Genomic DNA, 16,421 nt, shown 5'->3' with positions numbered 1-16,421 from the left:
GCTGCTACCGCGGCGCCGGAAGTTCGGTTGGTTTTACAGGTAACCGTTGATCAACTCCGAGGCGATTTGCCGCTGCGTCATATGGAGCAGTTTGGTTCCGGGGGCTTTCGCTATCTAGCGAAGAGTGGCATTTGGTACACCAATGCCAACTACCGGCATGCGAACACCGAAACGATCGTAGGCCACAGTTCTTTGGCTACGGGCGCCATCCCTGCGGTTCATGGGATGGTGGGCAATGTCTGGCTTGACCGTGACTCTGACACGCTTGTCTACAACGTAGAGGACTCGAACTACGCGTTACTTAGCGCCAACGCCGACGTAGACAAGTCCAGCGAAATTGATCCCACGCAGCGTGTCGCAAATAGTGATGGACGGTCTCCTCGGGCGCTGTTGTCATCGACATTTTCGGATCAACTGGCTATTCGCTATCCCGGTAGCAGTAAAATTTTTGCGGTGTCAGTGAAGGATCGCGGTGCTATTCCTCTTGCGGGTCAAAGTGGCAAGGCGTTTTGGTTTTCTAAAGCGGCGGGAGAGTTCGTTACTTCAAATTACTACTACGACGCATATCCACAGTGGGTGTTGGATTGGAACCGTGCAGGAAAGCTAGACCGTTTTGCCGACACGTCGTGGTCGCTGAGTCAGTCAGCACAGAGTTATCAGCGTGTTGCGCAAGACGATAACGACTGGGAGACGGATGTGGCAGGTTTTGGTCGGACGTTTCCGCATCCTTGGGGTGCGCGCGATAGCAAGTATTTCACGACACTGCTTACTGTGAGTCCTGCGGGCGATGAGATTACGCTGGACTTCGCCAAGACTTTGCTCGCGACAGAGGGCCTGGGACAAGACGATGTTCCGGATTATCTGTCTGTGAGCTTTTCATCCACAGATTATGTGGGGCATGTGTTTGGCGCCTCCAGTCTTGAGATGGAGGACAATCTGATTCGTCTTGATAGAACGCTGGCTGATCTCTTTGAGTATGTTGACGATACCGTCGGTTTAGAGCACACCTTGATTGTGCTGTCGGCGGATCATGGTGGCCCCGAGGCGCCAGGATATCTGCAGGAGCTGAATCAAACCGCGCAGTATGTGGACGATGATGTTGTATCTACCGATAAGCTCAACGCTGATTTGCGGCAGCTGTTGTCAGTAGATGTTGATCTTGTGCAGACCTACTTCCATCCGTATGTCTATCTGGACCGAGACATTGTTGAAGAGCTGGAGCTCGACCTGGCTACTGTGCAGGGGGCAGTAGCGGACCTTATGTTGGCACATCCTGAGGTGGCCTACGCCTATACGGCCAGCGACATTGTGCGAGGCTCTACTGTCGGCGGTGATATTGCGGACTTTGTTGCGGCGAATCATCAAGCGAAACGGTCTGGCGATGTTTATGTAGTGTTCACATCCGGATCCTTTATCAACGACTTTGATGGTCTGGTGGTGGCCGCGAGTCATGGTTCTGTATGGCGTTACGACCGGCATGTGCCGATCATATTTGCGGGTAACAGGATTAAAGGTAAAACGGTCAGCAGAGTTGTTACGCCCTATGATATCGCCCCGACACTTGCTAATAGGCTAAGCATCGAGGCGCCATCTGGCGCAGTGGGAGAGCCTTTGAAAGAAGTCACGCCCTGAGCTTGACCGCTAAGTTGAGCTAGGTCGGGTTGGCGTAGCGACTAGCTACAATGGTTTCTTCGCCTAAGGCCGGGGCATCACCTGGTTTCTACCGTCGCGCTTAGCCTCGTACATTTTATGGTCGGCGGCATCGATGAGCGCTTCCGAGGCGTTTTCGTGACTTGGGTCGACTTCAGCAACGCCCAAGCTGATGGTCGCCACTGATTCAGGGTCATTGCTTCCATCGGAAATATTGAGTTTTTCCACGGCTTTGCGACACTCTTCAGCCATGTTCAGCGCATCCTTAAGAGATACCCCGGGAAGCAAAATCACAAATTCCTCTCCGCCATAGCGAGCCACGCAGTCACTGACACGATTAGCGTGTTGCTCGAGCGTGCTGGCGATTTTTTTGAGGCACTCGTCTCCCGCTAAATGTCCCAGCTCATCATTGAATTCCTTAAAGTGGTCTATATCCGCAAGGATTAGAGCGATACGCGTTTTTTCGCGGCGCGCTCTGCGCCACTCATTGCTAAGCGCCGTATCGAACTTTCGTCGATTCCCGATACCAGTCAAGCCATCCGTAAACGAGAGGTTTTCAAGAGCTTGATTCAGTTTCTCTGTAGCGGCTTCCGCCTGCTTCTCAGCGGTAATTTCCTGTATTAAACTGACGAAATATAGTGGTTCATTGACCCCATCCATCACCAATGTGACGGTCAGTCGTGCCCAGATATAGTGTCCCTGCTTGTGTCGATAGCGCTTTTCCATGGAGTAGGTCGGGCGGGTTCCTGCCAGTACTTCCTCGACATAGAGCAGCTCCGTATCCAGGTCGTCGGGATGGGTGATGGCCTGAAAACTCATTTTCAGTAGTTCGTCTTTGCGGTAGCCCAAAATCTCACAGAGTTTTTCGTTGCACTCGAGCCAACTACCATCGAGATCGACTCGCGCAATGCCGATGCCGGCCGCACTAAAGACTTCTTGAAAGCGATCACCAGCGTGTTTAAGTGCGGCGTTTTCAGACATGTCTGTAAATGCAGCAAGTCTGCAGGTTTTACCGTTCAGGGATAACAGGTGGGGGGTGACTTGAACCAGTTTTACGCGATCGTTTTTTAGCGCAAGCTTGAGTAGATACGACGTCGTGTCATCGTGCGCTAAACGAGCCTCCATAGGTATCTTTTCATCAACGATGATCACATCAAAAGCCGGCGTGCCGATCACTGTTTGCGAATCCTGTTCCAGGAGTTCACAAAACGCAGCATTGGCTGAAATGATGATTCCATCTTGCGTGATGACAAACGCACCCAGCCATGCAAGAGAGTTGGTTATGGCCTGAGCGCCTTCTGCACGGCAAAGCTCGGAAAAAAAATGATCAAGAGGGTCTTGGGACTTCATTGTGAACTCCTCGCACCGCATTACCGCATTACCGAATACTATCAATGCGGCATAATCGTAAGTGGCTGAAGATACAGCCCTTATATTAGAAAATACTACTAAACCCAGGGTAAGCCAAGCTCCGCGCTTCCGGGGTGGGGCTGCTCAGTTTTCTGGAGGCAGGAGGGGTATTTGCCAGCGGTTATTTTCAAGGTCCACGCCGCCACCTATTTCGTCAGTGACGACGCGGTCAATCACTGTCAGTCCGCGCTGGGCCATGGCCGAAAAATCATCTAGACCTTCGTTGGGAAAGCCACCACGCGTGCGGTGGATATTGAAACTATTAGAAAACGTTCGATCAAAAGTTTGCTCAATGCCATCGCGACCCAGCATGAATCCCAGTAAACCACCCCAGGTCGCGGCGGGATTATCGGAGTCCCAGCCTGCAAGCACAGCTATCTTTACCGTGCCCTGATAGTCGCCGTCGCCATAGATAAGACTGATGATGCTGGCGCCAAAATTAATGCCCGATGCGAAGCAACCATTACAGAACAGCTCCCTGTCGGACACATCGTAGCCATCCGCCTGCCGTAGCTGATAGCGTCGGTAAAAGGCGTCACGAGTGTCTTCCCAACTCAAGCCCGCAGTATGTGACGCCTCTACAAAGTCATACATTTTTGCGGTGTAACTGTCGCTGGGGAGATGCAATCTCGCTTGCTTTCGTATTTTCTTGATTTGTTCGCTGACGGGTGCGCCCGGGTCTGCGTTGGCCGCGAGGGAATGCATGATGACGTAGAACTCCGCTGCTAGCGCGGCGTCACCGCGAGCCGTCGTTCGAATGGGGAGATGGGCTAGATCTAAGGCGATATCTGGACGTCCAGGGGCGAAGAGTCCAAATATCTCCGTCGTGAGTTGCGCGTCGATCATATCGTGATGGGGATTTAGCGCCGGATCGCTGGTTGCCGGCGGCAGCAGGCCTTGCTCGCGCATCAGGTCGTGAGCCTGCTGGTTTGATACCCAGAGATAGTTCTCGGCCTCACCCCGGCCGTTGGTGAATGGCGTATTAGCATCCGAATAAATGTATCGCAGCCATCCGTCACGGATTTGCTCGGGGCTTAATACGCTAGTTTGAGACTCAAGAAGGAGGTGTTGGTACATGTACTCGATATCGGTATCGTCATCAGCACCCCAGGCACCGTCGTTGTCTGCAAATACCCAGTTGATGGTGGGGGAGAGATCGCTGGGAATACCCTCTGCCCAGATGCTGGGTTGATCAGCTTTGCCCCAATCGTCTCGCGTGTAAAACTCGCCGTGAAGACCCTCGCCACCGATCTTGTCCATTTCGGTAACCAGCCCCGTCCAATTGGCGATACTTTGGCCTAACCAAAAGCCTTCTAAACGTCGTGCGTAGTCCGATCTGGAGAGTTCCAGCGTGAGTGCCTCCAGAGGCTGGTCCGGTGCTGGTATAGCATCGGACGCGGCCGCTAGGACAAACAAAAGCGCGAGCGCCCTGAGCGGCATGCTGCTGAGCGATCTACTGCCGTGCAGGGCTACCCCAGGTGCTAAGCTGGGGCTCTGACTCTATGGCCGGGGCGATTTCTATTTTATCCATAGGACCTAGGACAGCGACAATCATGCGCTCAGGATGAATGTATTTTTGAGCTGCCTCACGCACCGCTTCGGCGGAGACAGCGCCCACTCGAGCGGGAAAACTCGCTGAGCGTTCATGACTGCCAACTGCTAGCCATTCCCTGGCATAGGCTTGGGTCGCCTCAACGCCGGTCGCGTAGCGATCAGCGTAGATGCCATCCACCAGAGCACCCTTGGCCACGAAGAGCTCGGTCGCCGACACTGAGGTTTCACGGATTTTGTTCAGTTCCTCGAAGGTGTTGTCTACGAGTAATCGCACGGCTTCCGGGCGGCCATAGGTTCGAAACGAATACGAGCCTGGCCCGCGAATACCCGGTTGTAAAAAGGAGCTGTTGTCATTCGTTAGTCCACGAAGCTCGCGAGAGCTTCGGTAGAGTCGGGAGTCCAGATGGAAGGCGCCCAAAATGTAGTCCATGACCGCTAACGCCGCCTCGTCTTCCTGCGGCACTACCGGTAGTTCATGTCCGATGACTATCCACCCTTGAATACGCGGTGCTTCTGAGAGGATCAATTGGCGTTTTTCAGCGGGTCGCAGTGCCGGGAATGATTCCGCCTCTGGTGGTGAATCAGCACTAAGCCCCCTGAATGCCCTGTATGTTTCTTTTACCGCGCTTGATCGTTTGAAGTCGCCACCCATCGCGAGTGTCACGTTCTTTGCGACGACGTAGCGCGCATGGAGTGCACGGACACCTTGATTTGCGGCTGCGGCCTGTTCTGCTGTGGCGTTACGGGTAAACACATGCCCGGAAAATAGTTGATCCCTAAACATGGCGACGGCATTGACCAGTGAGTAGTTGTAATCGATGGTACCGCTGAACTTGGCTTGCTGGGGACCTGTCTTGGTACCGTCAAAGGCGGGCTGGCTCAGTAACTGCGCCATGAGCGCCAGTGCTCTTCGCGGGTCCTTGGTTGATACATCGAGAAAAACTTCCGTAAGCTCATGATGTTGGCTGACTCGAAACTCGGCGTGCATGGAATCGAGGGTGGCCTGAAACTCATTGTCTGACATAGCCTGCGGGCCGCGACGAAGCGCGGCGGCCAGCGCGGCGGCTTCGCCAGGCGCGCCGTGGCCCGTACCAACGCCAATAAAAGCTTTGAGTGTTACGAGAGGAGCGCGATGATCCTCCGCGATATAGGCGACAAGTCCGTTGTCCAGAGTGATTTGTAATGACTCTGGGCTCGGACGTTCAAATTGCGCCGGGGGTAAGTCCATCGCCTGCGGATGTGTTGTGTCTTGAGCGATCACGGAGGCAGCGCCAAGAAGGGTCGCCAGGAATACCGAGGCGTTAAGGCAGGTACTCGCGTTACGGCTAAAGGCAATCATTGCTGTTGCTCCTGTGCGGCAATGGCATGTCGGGGGCGGGCAATGCCTACGCTACGATTGTCCAAAATCAGATAGGTCTCTGAGAGTCTTGCAATATCGTCCGATGCCACCGTGTCTCTTGCAGCGAGATATTGTGGCAGCCTGCGCCAGCTATCCATGGTCTGGAAGTGGCCGATTTCAAAGGCCAGTGCGCTGGCATCCCGTGCAGTGCGATACCACTGCGCGCGCAGCGAAGCCTTGGCCATCTTTAACTCGTCGTTACTGGAGCCGTTGCGAAGTGTCTCTAAAGTGTTCTCAAGTAATGTCTCGGCGGCTTGCAAATCAGCTGCATTACTCAGGACGAGTTCAAAATTCATTGTGCCGGGAACACCAAAGCGGTCCGTATGCACGACGCGGGTGTTGACGTTGACACTGGCGGCGATGCCGGCGCTGTGCACTGCGGTATTCAAGCGCCTGCTTGCGATTTCACTCATAACGTCGAACATAGGTCGATCGGGGTGACCCACGGCAGGGATGAGATAGCGAAACTCCACGCGAGGACTGATTTCATCATTGCGGTAGATTAAACGCCGCTCAGCGCCGGGACGAGGTTCGATGGCCGGTGTTCTTGTAGGTTCCGGCGCCGGCTTCATCCAGCCGAAGTAGTGTTCGACTCGGGGAATCATATCCTCGATGGATACGCCTCCGATGAGAACGATGGTGCTGTTATTGACGACGAAGTACTCTTCGTAAAGCGCCCTCTGCGACGTTCGTGTGTACTCATAAAAGTCGCTTATATAGCCTTCTGGCCAAAACACAGGATGTATTAAACCGGCTACTGCGTTCATTTGTTCGTAGTAGGGCGTCGAAGGCTTGTTCAGATCCCCCAGGCGCTGCTCCACGAGGATCATGCGCTCCTGATCAAACTCCCGAAACACCGTGTTGCTCATACGATCTGCTTCAAGACGAAAGAACAGGTCAATGCGGCTCGCGGGAAGGTTGATGTCGAACTTCATGTACTCTTGTTCGGTGGTCGCCGTTAAATTGGTGCCACCGTAGGCCTGATACCATTTGTTAATCGCGCCGTTCTCCCGGTACACCGAGGCTTCTTTTTCTAAGGCGGTAAGTTGCGCCTGAAGCTCGCGCATGCGTGGGGTCAACGGCTCGTGGCGGTAATCATCCATGGCGCCGCGTTGGCGGATCGCATTGCGTGCGCGATTCTTCTCTTCGATAAATTCTGCTTCAACGACCTTCATGCGCTCGCGGATGGGTTGTTCTGCAGACCAGTCTGAGCTACCCAGCGAGGGTGTCCCTTTGAACATGATGTGCTCTTGAAAGTGTGCTGATCCCAGTAGCCCCGGGGTTTCGTGGATGGCACCCATGTCCGTAAAAATCTTTGCTTCTACACGAGGGTCATCGGGGCGCTCCAAAACCAGTAAGCGCAAACCGTTTTCAAAAACGTGTTCTTTTATGGGGAGCTCGTAAGGCGATGCAGCCTGTGCCGCGGTGGTGGAAAGTGCCAGGACAGCAGCGCTAAACCACAGGCCTCGGCGGCCAAAGCCGCGTCCGAAAATATCTAGGAAAGACTGTTTCAAGCTGTGCTCACAAAACTGAGAATGGAAGGGTCAGTATAGGAGTCGTCGGCAGCCACCGACAAGTCTTGAGCTAGCTTTGTTACTCTCGATGGTCCAGATACTCGAAGCGCTCGATGAAATCACCCCCAATATGGTACCGCTGTCCTCGTTTGCCGTAGCGGTAGTCCACGTAGCGCCGGGCGCGCCGAAACACTCTACGCATGGCTCGTTCTTCGCCGTCGCGCATTACGGCGATAAGTGTAAACGGCGCGTCAGACATTTTTTCGTGGAGTTCACTGCTTTCGGACCGACCGGACGCACGAGGACGGGCGCCTAGACTTGCAGCGACCTGTTGCCAGCGTGGGCCGTGTTTGAAGCGAATTCCTGCGATTAAATGCGCGAGTTCATGCCGGATGGTGTCTTCCAGATCCGTCGTTGCCGACGTGCCCACAAAGGTGTTGGACAAGACGATGCGACCATCCGCGTGGGCATGGCCGTAGGATCGTCGAGCGCGGTTAAAACTCAGAGCCGTAAACGGATGCTCCCAATGCGCGAACAGCGCCGATGCCCGGCACCGTTCGCGCTCAAAGATTGTCCGAATAGCCGGTTTCGTTAGCTCAGCTTCAGTCTGCAAGGCCCGCTTCCGCAAGAATAGTCAGGATGCCGATCTGGGGACCCAGATGTGCATCTATTGGCTGCCACCATTCATGGAGCGAATGCGCGTCACCAGACTTGCCGCCGCGACTCATGGTCACCGCGGGAATGCCTTTCGAGATGGGTAGATTAGAGTCGGTGGACGAGATTTGTAGCGAAGGTGCAACGCCAAGTGCTGTGGTTGCCGCCATGGCGCGCTGAACCAATGCTGAGCCCACATCACCCTTGGCAGCCGGCCGTGTACCTACGCGGTCAATGTCCACGGTGAGCGGAGGTCCATCGAGACGCCCATCGTTCTCTTGCCGTAAGGCAGTTTGAATGGCGGATTGAAGCACGGCATCGATATCGTCGAGTTTTGCCTGGCTACCGGAGCGCATATCAATTTCCATCCATGCCTCGAAAGGGATCGAGTTAATGGACGTGCCGCCGCCGATACGCCCGACGTTGTAGCTGGTTTTTTCACCAACGCTGGCTACTGAAGGAGCGTTTTCGTCAAACAGTGTAATAGCACGACCCAAGGCATGTTGAGGGTTGGCAAGACCAAATGCGCCCCAGGAATGACCGCCGGGCCCCTTAAACGTCACGCGGTAGCGGTGGGATCCGACACCACCATAGACAAGACGTTCTGCGTTGCCACCATCGACAGCAATAAACGTGTCGATTTTCTCTGCGCCTTCCCTAAAAAGGTACTTGACTCCGCGAAGATCGCCCAAGCCTTCTTCGCCGACATTGCCAATGAACAGCAGGTCAGCATCGGTCTCGATATCAGCACTATTAAGTGCAGCGATAACTTCCAGAAGGGTGACTAATCCGCGGGTGTTATCGCCAATGCCGGGCGCGCGCATCTTCTCGCCGTCAAACTTAACCGTAACGTCAGTGCCTTCCGGAAACACTGTGTCCAGGTGTGCGGCGTAAGCGACAACCTTGCTTCCGCTTTTGCCGGGGCGGCGGCCAATGACGTTTCCAGCCCCATCAATCTCTACGTCCTTGATCCCGGCCTCGGTCAGCATCTTTGCAAAATGCGCAGCGCGAACCTCTTCTTTGAAAGGCGGGGCGGGAATTTCGGTGAGCTCGATAAGCTCATTCCGAGACTGCTCTTGGATACTGAGGACGTATTGCAACGCAGCTTGCACACGAGGTTCAGCGGTGATCTTTGCCATCTCTGCGCTGTATTGAGCCATGACTGTGTGGTCTGGTTCGGCCGCATGTACCGAGCCCGTAATCAAAGGTAGCAAGCAGCAGACGAGCTTTACTGGGCCCAAGAAAAAATTAAATCCGGAGAATCTATTCATAGTGTTTCCCGATAGTATTGATATGCCTTAGGGTGGTCCTGATCTTATGATGACAAGGCCTGAGCCGTATGTCAGCTTTAATGATACGGCGGCAAATAATAGTTTGGAGATTAGTTCGTGAGTGAAAAGATCGACCTCTACTTTTCTTTTCGCAGCCCTTATAGCTACCTCGCGGCGCAGCTCGCTGAGGATGCTCTGGCGGGCTTTGACGTGCAGGTCCGGTTCAGACCAGTGCTGCCCCTGGCGATCCGAGAGCCCGAGTTTTTTAGCGCAGGCAACCATGATCGGGTGAGATACATTTTAACGGATTATCCGCGAAGGGCCGAGATGCTGGGGCTGCCAGTAGGCTTCCCAAGCCCCGACCCCATCGTGCAGGACATGGCAACATTCACTATTTCTGACGAACAACCCTATATCTATCGTCTGACTTACCTCGGCGCCGAGGCCGAGATGCAGGGAGCGGGTTTACCCTTTGCCCGGGAAGTATCGCGATTGATTTGGAGTGGAACGCCGTCTTGGAACGAAGGGGATCACCTGATAGCGGCTGCGAGGCGTGCGGGTCTTGATCTGAATGTAATGGATGCCGCGATTAGCAGCGGTGACCAGCACAAGGAAACTGTGGCGAAGAACCAGGAGGATCAGTTGGCGGCGGGTCATCGCGGCGTTCCGCTGTTTGTCTATAAGAGTGAGCCGTTTTTTGGCCAGGACCGCATAGATTCTTTATGCTGGCGCCTTGAGAAGGACGGACTTAAACGCTGAATGTTCAACAACGGTGTGGATATTTTGAAACGAAAAATGAGGAGAGTTGGGTGAATAAATTTCATAAAGCAACAGTGACTGTTGCTGCAGCGCTGGCGTTGGGTATAGCGCCGTGGACTCACGGTGCTACTGAAGAAGTCAGTGTGCCTAAGCCAGCGTTGATGGGGCTTCAGGCCGAGGCCGCTGCAGGTGTCGATCGTCGCGAAAAACAGATTCAGGAAATCGTAGACAGTTTGTTCTCGTTTTCAGAGCTGGGTTTTCAGGAGTTCGAAACCCAGGCTTACATGACTGCGCTGCTGGAGAAAGAAGGCTTTAGCGTAGAGCAAGATGTGTCGGGTATGCCTTCGGGCTGGTGGGCAAGTTGGGGCAGCGGCAAGCCGGTTATTGCCTTGGGCTCGGATGTGGATGGAATACCTAAGGCGTCCCAGATGCCGGGTGTGGCCTATCGCCAGCCGATGGTCGACGGCGCACCGGGACACGGTGAGGGCCATAACTCTGGCCACGCGGTGACTGTCGCAGCGGCATTGGCCGTCAAAGAAATTATGGAGCGTGAAGGTTTGCCTGGGACCCTGGTGATTTGGCCCGGTATTGCCGAAGAGCTCGTGGGCGCAAAGTCCTATTACGCGCGCGATGGTCGCTTTGAAGATGTGGACGCCGTACTTTTCACCCATGTGGGTCGCAACCTTCAGACTTCATGGGGCGGTGACCGCGGTACCGGTCTGGTGTCGGTGCAGTATCAATTTAATGGGGTTGCGGCGCATGCCGCTGGGGACCCTTGGCGTGGAAAAAGTGCGCTGGACGCTGTGGAGTTGATGAATGTTGGCTGGAACTTTAAGCGCGAGCATCTACGGCCTTTGCAGCGTTCGCACTATGTCGTCGTTGATGGCGGCGACCAGCCTAACGTGGTGCCTTCAAAAGCCAGCGTTTGGTACTTCATCCGTGAGATTACCGCTAGGCATATTCTGGAGAACTTCGAGTCGCTTCAGCAGGTCGCCGAAGGTGCCGCGATGATGACGGGTACAACGGTTGATCGTCGGATTATCGGTTCTGCTTGGCCCCGACATTTTAACAAAGTGATTGCCGAGCGGATGCATCACAATATTCAAGCTGTGGGCCTGCCCCAATGGTCAGAGGACGACCAAACGTTCGCTCGCGCGGTACAGGAGCTTATGCAAGCTGAGGACCTGAAGGAGGAGGGTTTGGCAACGAAACTGAGTGAGTTGCAGGCGCCGCCCGAAAAACCCATTAGCGGCGGTTCTGACGATATCGGTGATGTGTCCTGGAATGTGCCCACGGTCACTCTGCGCTTTCCGTCCAACATCCCGGGCACAATCGGCCATAACTGGTCATCGGCGATGGCCATGGCTACGCCTATTGCACATAAGGGCGCAGCGGTAGGTGCGAAGGTACTAGCTGCAACGATGATGGACTTGCTAACGGAGCCAGAGTTACTCGCAGACGCCTGGACTTACTTCCAAGAAGAGCAGTTAAAGGACATTGAGTATGTGCCCTTCATCAGTGCGGACGATGTGCCTGCCATTGAGAAAAACAAGGCGATCATGATGCAGTTTAAGGATCAACTGAAGCCGTTTTACTACGATCCAGCCAAGTACAGCACGTACTTGGAGCAATTGGGTGTGGATTATCCGCAGCTCAAGCCTAAGCGTTAGCTAGTGACGCAGCGTTAGACTGCCTGCTCAGCGTTCTCGGCGCTAGTGGGCAGCGTGCGCAAAAAAGGCAGGTAGTCTTCGGGCTGTGCGAGCAGCGCGATGGATGCGTCAAGCGTGGAGAGGGTGAGTCTTCCTTCAACAATGCTCATGCCGTGTCGCCGTTTCCAAATCCACCGATGGGCTTTCGCGCGATCTTTGAAGCGGTCGTTGGATATGACATCCGCGCTTTTGCGCTTGGCCAAGGCCAAAATCCACTGGTCAGCTTGGGTGCCGCTGGGGACGATGACAAAGTGCTGTGCCCAGTTTGACTCAGTGGTTAATCTGTCAAAACAGACCCGTTGCTCACTTCGTGAGTTACTGAACAGATACGGCGTGTTTGCATCAAAGAAGCAGCTTATTTTGGCACCATTGTTGCCAAGGTAGTCGGCGATAGCCACTACGTAGCGTAGCTCGGGCCTGGCGGGTCCATGGAGTAGTGCGATGTTGGTGCCATCGAGAACAAAGTGCCGACCGGCAAACGGGAGAGCCTTGGGTGCCGGTTTAGGCTTCGATTCGCTTTGCTTAAACACCGATGCTATACGGCTAAGGAGCGCCTTCAAAAGGTTGCTGCTCACTCGTGAACGCGCACCCACATGGGCTCGTCGTGATTTGCCTGTTCTGATAATACGGGTCCGTTGCCAATGATCTGCACAACGGCGTCCTCATCGCCTCTCGCTCCGTCCCAATGGGCGGCGCCGGCGGGATGAAACATATATCCGCCGGCCGTGATTTCCTGCGCTTTATCAGGGTCAAAGCGCGTGCCCACACCCGCGTACCAAATCCCTTCGATAACGGTCACGTGGCGATCCGTGGAGTGGAAATGCGGGGTGTCCATGACACCTGCAGGAAACCGCACTCGAATGACATAGACGCCGGTTGTTGATGGGTCGCCCCGAACCACGGCAAACTGCGCACCCATTCCGCTGGGTACTGGCATCCACTTAAGTTCGCTGCTATCGACGACCTGAAACTCAGCCCCAATGTCAGCGCCGTGTGCTGTAATCGCGATCAGGCTTATCAGTATTGCGAAACTCGTATTTAGAATTGCCGTAGTCATGGACTTTTTCCGTGATTGAGGTAAGGATCGTTGCTATCGCCATAGTCGCGATTAAGTTCACCGTCATCAATAGCGACAAACGCGACGGGAACCACACAGTATCCATGATGGGTAATTCTGTATCCGCTTAGCCTCCAGGAGTTCTACTTGAAGATTAGTGACAGTAACTGGTTTGAGATCGAAGAACGTGTGAAGCACGATGACCGCTGTGTGCTGCCGCTGGGTAGCACGGAGCAGCATGCGTATCTCAGCTTATCCGTAGATTCAATCTTGTCTGAGAAGATGGGCGTCGATGCGGCTGCGCCTCTGAATGTGCCCGTGTTTCCAGCGATCCCCTTTGGCGTAACGCCGTACTTTATGGGCTTTCCGGGCACAATCTCTTTGAGTATGTCGACCTATGGGGCGGTACTGCGAGAGGTTCTGGATAGCTTGCATACACATGGCTTTCGTAGAGTGCTGATCGTGAACGGGCACGGAGGAAATAGTCCGGTACAGTCAGTGTGTGCCCAGTGGGTACGAGAGAACCCAGGTACAGCCTGTCGTTTTCATGACTGGTGGCGAGCCCCGAAAACCTGGGCTGCGGTTAAGGCCGTAGATCCCATCGCCTCCCACGCCTCCTGGATGGAGAACTTTCCCTGGACACGATTAGCTGGTCGCGAGATGCCCCGTGAGCAAAAACCCTACGTAGACTTTGAACGTCTGCGGGAAAGTAACGCTCAGGAAGTAAGGGCGTTGATTGGCGATGGTAACTACGGCGGTGAGTATCAAAAGCCGGATGAAACAATGCACAAAATTTGGACTGTAGCTGTTACGGAGACTCGGGAACTACTAGAGGGTGACTGGCTGTGACACAGGCTGAGAATGCTGATCCGATCCTCATCTGGGGCGCGGGCGCTATTGGCGGTGTGATGGGTGCCTATCTGGCCCGGGCGGGGCAGGCAGTGCACATGGTCGATGTCGTTGAGCGTCATGTGGAAGCCATGCGCAATGAGGGATTGTCGATAGAAGGCCCCGTTGATGAGTTTCAGCAGCGACTGGTCGCTGATACTCCCGAGACATTGCAAGGCCGTTTTCGTCGCGTGATTCTTGCGGTGAAAGCGCACCATACGGAGGCTGCTTTGGATCAGCTTATGCCCCACTTATCGGATGATGGCTTTGTTGTGTCTGCGCAGAATGGCCTGAATGAAAAATTGATTGCTCAGCGCATCGGTAGCCAACGAACCCTTGGCTGCTTTGTAAACTTTGGTGCTGACTGGCTTGAGCCTGGACGTATTCTCTATGGCAATCGAGCGGCTGTTGCTTTGGGAGAGTTGGACGGAGCTGTGACGCCGCGCCTCAAAGATATGCATGCTCTGTTCAGTCTGGTGGAATCCAATGCTGTGCAGACAGACAATATCTGGGGCTATCTGTGGGGCAAGTTGGGTTATGGCTCGCTGTTGTTTGCGACGGCCTTGACGCCGGAATCCATGGCAGATGCGATGTCGTCACCCGGACATCACGCTGTGTATGCGACCTTAGGTGAAGAGGTGATGCGTATTGCTGTCGCCGAGGGCGTAAGGCCTCTGGGGTTTAACGGCTTTGATACCGAGGCTTTTATTCACGGGGATCAGGCGGGGATTGGTCGGTCAATCGCGGCGATGGTGACACACAATCGCAACACGGCCAAAACCCATTCTGGTATTTATCGCGATCTCGCTGTTCGCAAACGTAAGACAGAGGTGGACGCACAAATGGGCATCGTGTTGGAAATCGCACGCAATCATGGAGTTCCTACGCCGGGGATCGCAGCGCTCTGTACACTCATTCATGACATCGAGTGTGGTCGGCGGGCGCAGTCTATGGAACTGTTGGATGAGATGCTGTCCGTATGCGTTTGAGCCTCGATAACAAGGTTTTTGCGGTAACGGGGGCTGCCCAGGGTATTGGCGCGTCGATCGTCAAAAGCCTGATTGAGGAAGGCGCGAAAGTGGCGGCCATTGATATTGATGCCGAAGGCTTGGCCGCTTTGGCATCGCTCACCGGAGTGACGTGTTTTTCGGGCGATCTATCCACTGCGGATGACGCGCATCGGCTTTGCCAGGAGGTCCTTGACTCCCAGGGTGAGGTGTACGGCCTGGTGACAGCCGCAGGCGGCGTGCGCGGTCAAGTGGGTAGAGCATTGGAGGAGGTCGGAGAGTGTGATTGGCGCAAGATATTCGCCGCGAATGTGGATGCCGCCATGTGGTGTGCCCAGGCTTTTGCTCCAGTGATGAAAGCGACCGGAGCCGGGCGTATCGTAACCATATCGTCGGGCGCCGGTTTACGACCCAGTTTGACCGGCATACAGGCTTACACGGCCGCCAAGCATGCCCTTGTAGGTTTGACGCGTCAGCTCGCTCTGGAACTCGGCCCCGCGGGTATTACTGTCAATTCGGTTGCCCCGGGCTTTGTCTTATCGAATCCCGCCACACAAAAGCAGTGGGATGCCTTTGGCGCCCTGCGTCAGGGGCAAATCGTCAACTCGATTCATCTGCGTCGCCTTGGAAGTGCCCAGGACATCGCTGACGCTGTGGTGTTTCTGTGCTCTGAGCGCGCCCGCTGGATTACCGGGCAAATTCTGTCGGTTGACGGTGGCCATGCGTGAGTGATGTTGGTGAATGACAGCCGCGCTCTGGCTGTCACTTACGGTCTGTGTGCCTGTCGGCTGAGATCAGTGCATTCGCACTACCTTGACCACTATCATCTTGCGGCTCATGGCCAGCCTTTCGGGTGGCGAGTGACTTTTGCTTACCCATCGTAGAACAAAGACATCGGAGTTAGACCCAATGATTCCCAGAACCGTATTTGAAGAAGAGCATGAAATGTTTCGCAGCAGCGTACGGCGCTTTCTTGACGAAGAAGTTGTGCCGTTTCACGCGCAGTGGGAGAAAGACGGGCAGGTGGACCGCGAGCTTTGGAGAAAGGCGGGTGCCCAGGGCTATCTGGTACCACAGGCGCCCGAAATTTACGGTGGTGCTGAGGCCGATTTTCGCTATAACGCGGTGATTGACGAAGAAGTTTCCCGCTCGGGATGTACCGGACTCGGATGGGGGGTTCACAGCGATATTGTGGTCCCCTATTTGATGAACTATGGAAGCGCTGCACAGAAAGAGCGTTATATAGCGGCCTGTGTGCGCGGCGACATTGTTACGGCAATCGCCATGACCGAACCGGGAACGGGGTCTGACTTGCAAGGTATTCGCACAACCGCCATTGCAGACGGGGACGATTACGTAATCAACGGTTCAAAGACCTTTATCACCAATGGACAGCACGCTGATCTGATTGTTGTGGTCTGCAAAACGGACCCCAGTGCTGGCGCGGCGGGGACCAGTCTGATTTTGGTGGAAGGGGACGCAGAAGGATTTGCAAGAGGTCGAAACCTCGACAAAGTCGGATTGAAGGCCCAGGACACGTCGGAATTGT

At 54.7% G+C, this 16,421-nt stretch carries 15 protein-coding genes; 7 read left to right on the top strand and 8 right to left on the bottom strand.

All coding sequences use genetic code 11. The features are described from left to right. Nucleotides 1-1,632 (top strand): alkaline phosphatase family protein (locus tag ACI9KD_RS13915; RefSeq protein WP_414981782.1); only part of this gene is annotated, 1,632 nt, incomplete at its 5' end. Between the two features lie 63 nt (nt 1,633-1,695). Here ACI9KD_RS13915 and ACI9KD_RS13910 read toward each other — a convergent pair. From ACI9KD_RS13910 to ACI9KD_RS13885, 6 genes are all read right to left on the bottom strand, one after another. Beyond that, nucleotides 1,696-3,000 carry a diguanylate cyclase gene (locus ACI9KD_RS13910; protein ID WP_414981781.1) on the bottom strand — a complete coding sequence of 435 codons (1,305 nt, stop codon included), beginning with the start codon at nt 2,998-3,000 and terminating at the stop codon, nt 1,696-1,698. A gap of 144 nt (nt 3,001-3,144) precedes the next feature. Further along, nucleotides 3,145-4,476: an ADP-ribosylglycohydrolase family protein gene (locus tag ACI9KD_RS13905; RefSeq protein ID WP_414981780.1), complete on the bottom strand. Its 1,332-nt coding sequence runs from the start codon at nt 4,474-4,476 to the stop codon at nt 3,145-3,147. A 37-nt stretch (nt 4,477-4,513) separates the two neighbouring features. Then, nucleotides 4,514-5,953 carry a M16 family metallopeptidase gene (locus ACI9KD_RS13900; protein WP_414981779.1) on the bottom strand — a complete coding sequence of 480 codons (1,440 nt, stop codon included), beginning with the start codon at nt 5,951-5,953 and terminating at the stop codon, nt 4,514-4,516. After that, nucleotides 5,950-7,527 carry a M16 family metallopeptidase gene (locus tag ACI9KD_RS13895; RefSeq protein ID WP_414981778.1) on the bottom strand — a complete coding sequence of 526 codons (1,578 nt, stop codon included), beginning with the start codon at nt 7,525-7,527 and terminating at the stop codon, nt 5,950-5,952. The genes ACI9KD_RS13900 and ACI9KD_RS13895 overlap by 4 nt, the downstream gene beginning before the upstream one ends. Before the next feature lie 79 nt (nt 7,528-7,606). After that, entirely contained in the window at nt 7,607-8,140 is a 534-nt protein-coding gene (locus ACI9KD_RS13890; RefSeq protein ID WP_414981777.1) for a SprT-like domain-containing protein, read from the bottom strand. After that, entirely contained in the window at nt 8,130-9,452 is a 1,323-nt protein-coding gene (locus tag ACI9KD_RS13885) for a M20/M25/M40 family metallo-hydrolase (protein WP_414981776.1), read from the bottom strand. The genes ACI9KD_RS13890 and ACI9KD_RS13885 overlap by 11 nt, the downstream gene beginning before the upstream one ends. A gap of 117 nt (nt 9,453-9,569) precedes the next feature. Between ACI9KD_RS13885 and ACI9KD_RS13880 the strand changes: the two genes are divergently transcribed. Together ACI9KD_RS13880 and ACI9KD_RS13875 are read left to right on the top strand one after the other, a co-directional pair. After that, nucleotides 9,570-10,211, top strand: coding sequence for a 2-hydroxychromene-2-carboxylate isomerase (locus tag ACI9KD_RS13880; protein WP_414981775.1), 642 nt, complete (start codon nt 9,570-9,572; stop codon nt 10,209-10,211). Nucleotides 10,212-10,261: 50 nt separating this feature from the next. After that, nucleotides 10,262-11,881, top strand: coding sequence for an amidohydrolase (locus tag ACI9KD_RS13875; RefSeq protein ID WP_414981774.1), 1,620 nt, complete (start codon nt 10,262-10,264; stop codon nt 11,879-11,881). Between the two features lie 14 nt (nt 11,882-11,895). On the opposite strand, the gene ACI9KD_RS13870 is transcribed toward ACI9KD_RS13875, so the two are convergent. Further along, complete coding sequence (locus ACI9KD_RS13870; RefSeq protein WP_414981773.1) at nt 11,896-12,495, bottom strand: NYN domain-containing protein; 600 nt, start codon at nt 12,493-12,495, stop codon at nt 11,896-11,898. Next, a complete protein-coding gene (locus tag ACI9KD_RS13865; protein WP_414981772.1) occupies nt 12,492-12,977 on the bottom strand; it encodes a cupin domain-containing protein in 486 nt (161 codons plus the stop codon). The genes ACI9KD_RS13870 and ACI9KD_RS13865 overlap by 4 nt, the downstream gene beginning before the upstream one ends. 147 nt (nt 12,978-13,124) lie before the next feature. Between ACI9KD_RS13865 and ACI9KD_RS13860 the strand changes: the two genes are divergently transcribed. From ACI9KD_RS13860 to ACI9KD_RS13845, 4 genes are all read left to right on the top strand, one after another. Continuing rightward, nucleotides 13,125-13,826: a creatininase family protein gene (locus ACI9KD_RS13860; protein ID WP_414981771.1), complete on the top strand. Its 702-nt coding sequence runs from the start codon at nt 13,125-13,127 to the stop codon at nt 13,824-13,826. Next, nucleotides 13,823-14,854 carry a ketopantoate reductase family protein gene (locus tag ACI9KD_RS13855; RefSeq protein ID WP_414981770.1) on the top strand — a complete coding sequence of 344 codons (1,032 nt, stop codon included), beginning with the start codon at nt 13,823-13,825 and terminating at the stop codon, nt 14,852-14,854. Before ACI9KD_RS13860 ends, ACI9KD_RS13855 begins: the two co-directional genes overlap by 4 nt. Further along, entirely contained in the window at nt 14,845-15,600 is a 756-nt protein-coding gene (locus ACI9KD_RS13850) for an SDR family NAD(P)-dependent oxidoreductase (protein WP_414981769.1), read from the top strand. Before ACI9KD_RS13855 ends, ACI9KD_RS13850 begins: the two co-directional genes overlap by 10 nt. Before the next feature lie 181 nt (nt 15,601-15,781). Continuing rightward, on the top strand, nt 15,782-16,421 hold a 640-nt coding region (locus tag ACI9KD_RS13845; protein ID WP_414981768.1), incomplete at its 3' end, for an acyl-CoA dehydrogenase family protein.

Source organism: Congregibacter sp. (assembly GCF_047617445.1).
In the GTDB taxonomy this organism is placed as follows: domain Bacteria; phylum Pseudomonadota; class Gammaproteobacteria; order Pseudomonadales; family Halieaceae; genus Congregibacter.
Note: the sequence above shows the minus strand (reverse complement) of the source record. Positions and strands in the feature narration are given on the sequence as shown.

Bases quoted from the DNA above. Each gene is read 5' to 3' on its own strand.
- ACI9KD_RS13910 (WP_414981781.1), bottom strand. From the start codon at position 3,000: ATGAAGTCCCAAGACCCTCTTGATCATTTTTTTTCCGAGCTTTGCCGT.
- ACI9KD_RS13900 (WP_414981779.1), bottom strand. From the start codon at position 5,953: ATGATTGCCTTTAGCCGTAACGCGAGTACCTGCCTTAACGCCTCGGTA.
- ACI9KD_RS13885 (WP_414981776.1), bottom strand. From the start codon at position 9,452: ATGAATAGATTCTCCGGATTTAATTTTTTCTTGGGCCCAGTAAAGCTC.
- ACI9KD_RS13865 (WP_414981772.1), bottom strand. From the start codon at position 12,977: ATGACTACGGCAATTCTAAATACGAGTTTCGCAATACTGATAAGCCTG.
- ACI9KD_RS13850 (WP_414981769.1), top strand. From the start codon at position 14,845: ATGCGTTTGAGCCTCGATAACAAGGTTTTTGCGGTAACGGGGGCTGCC.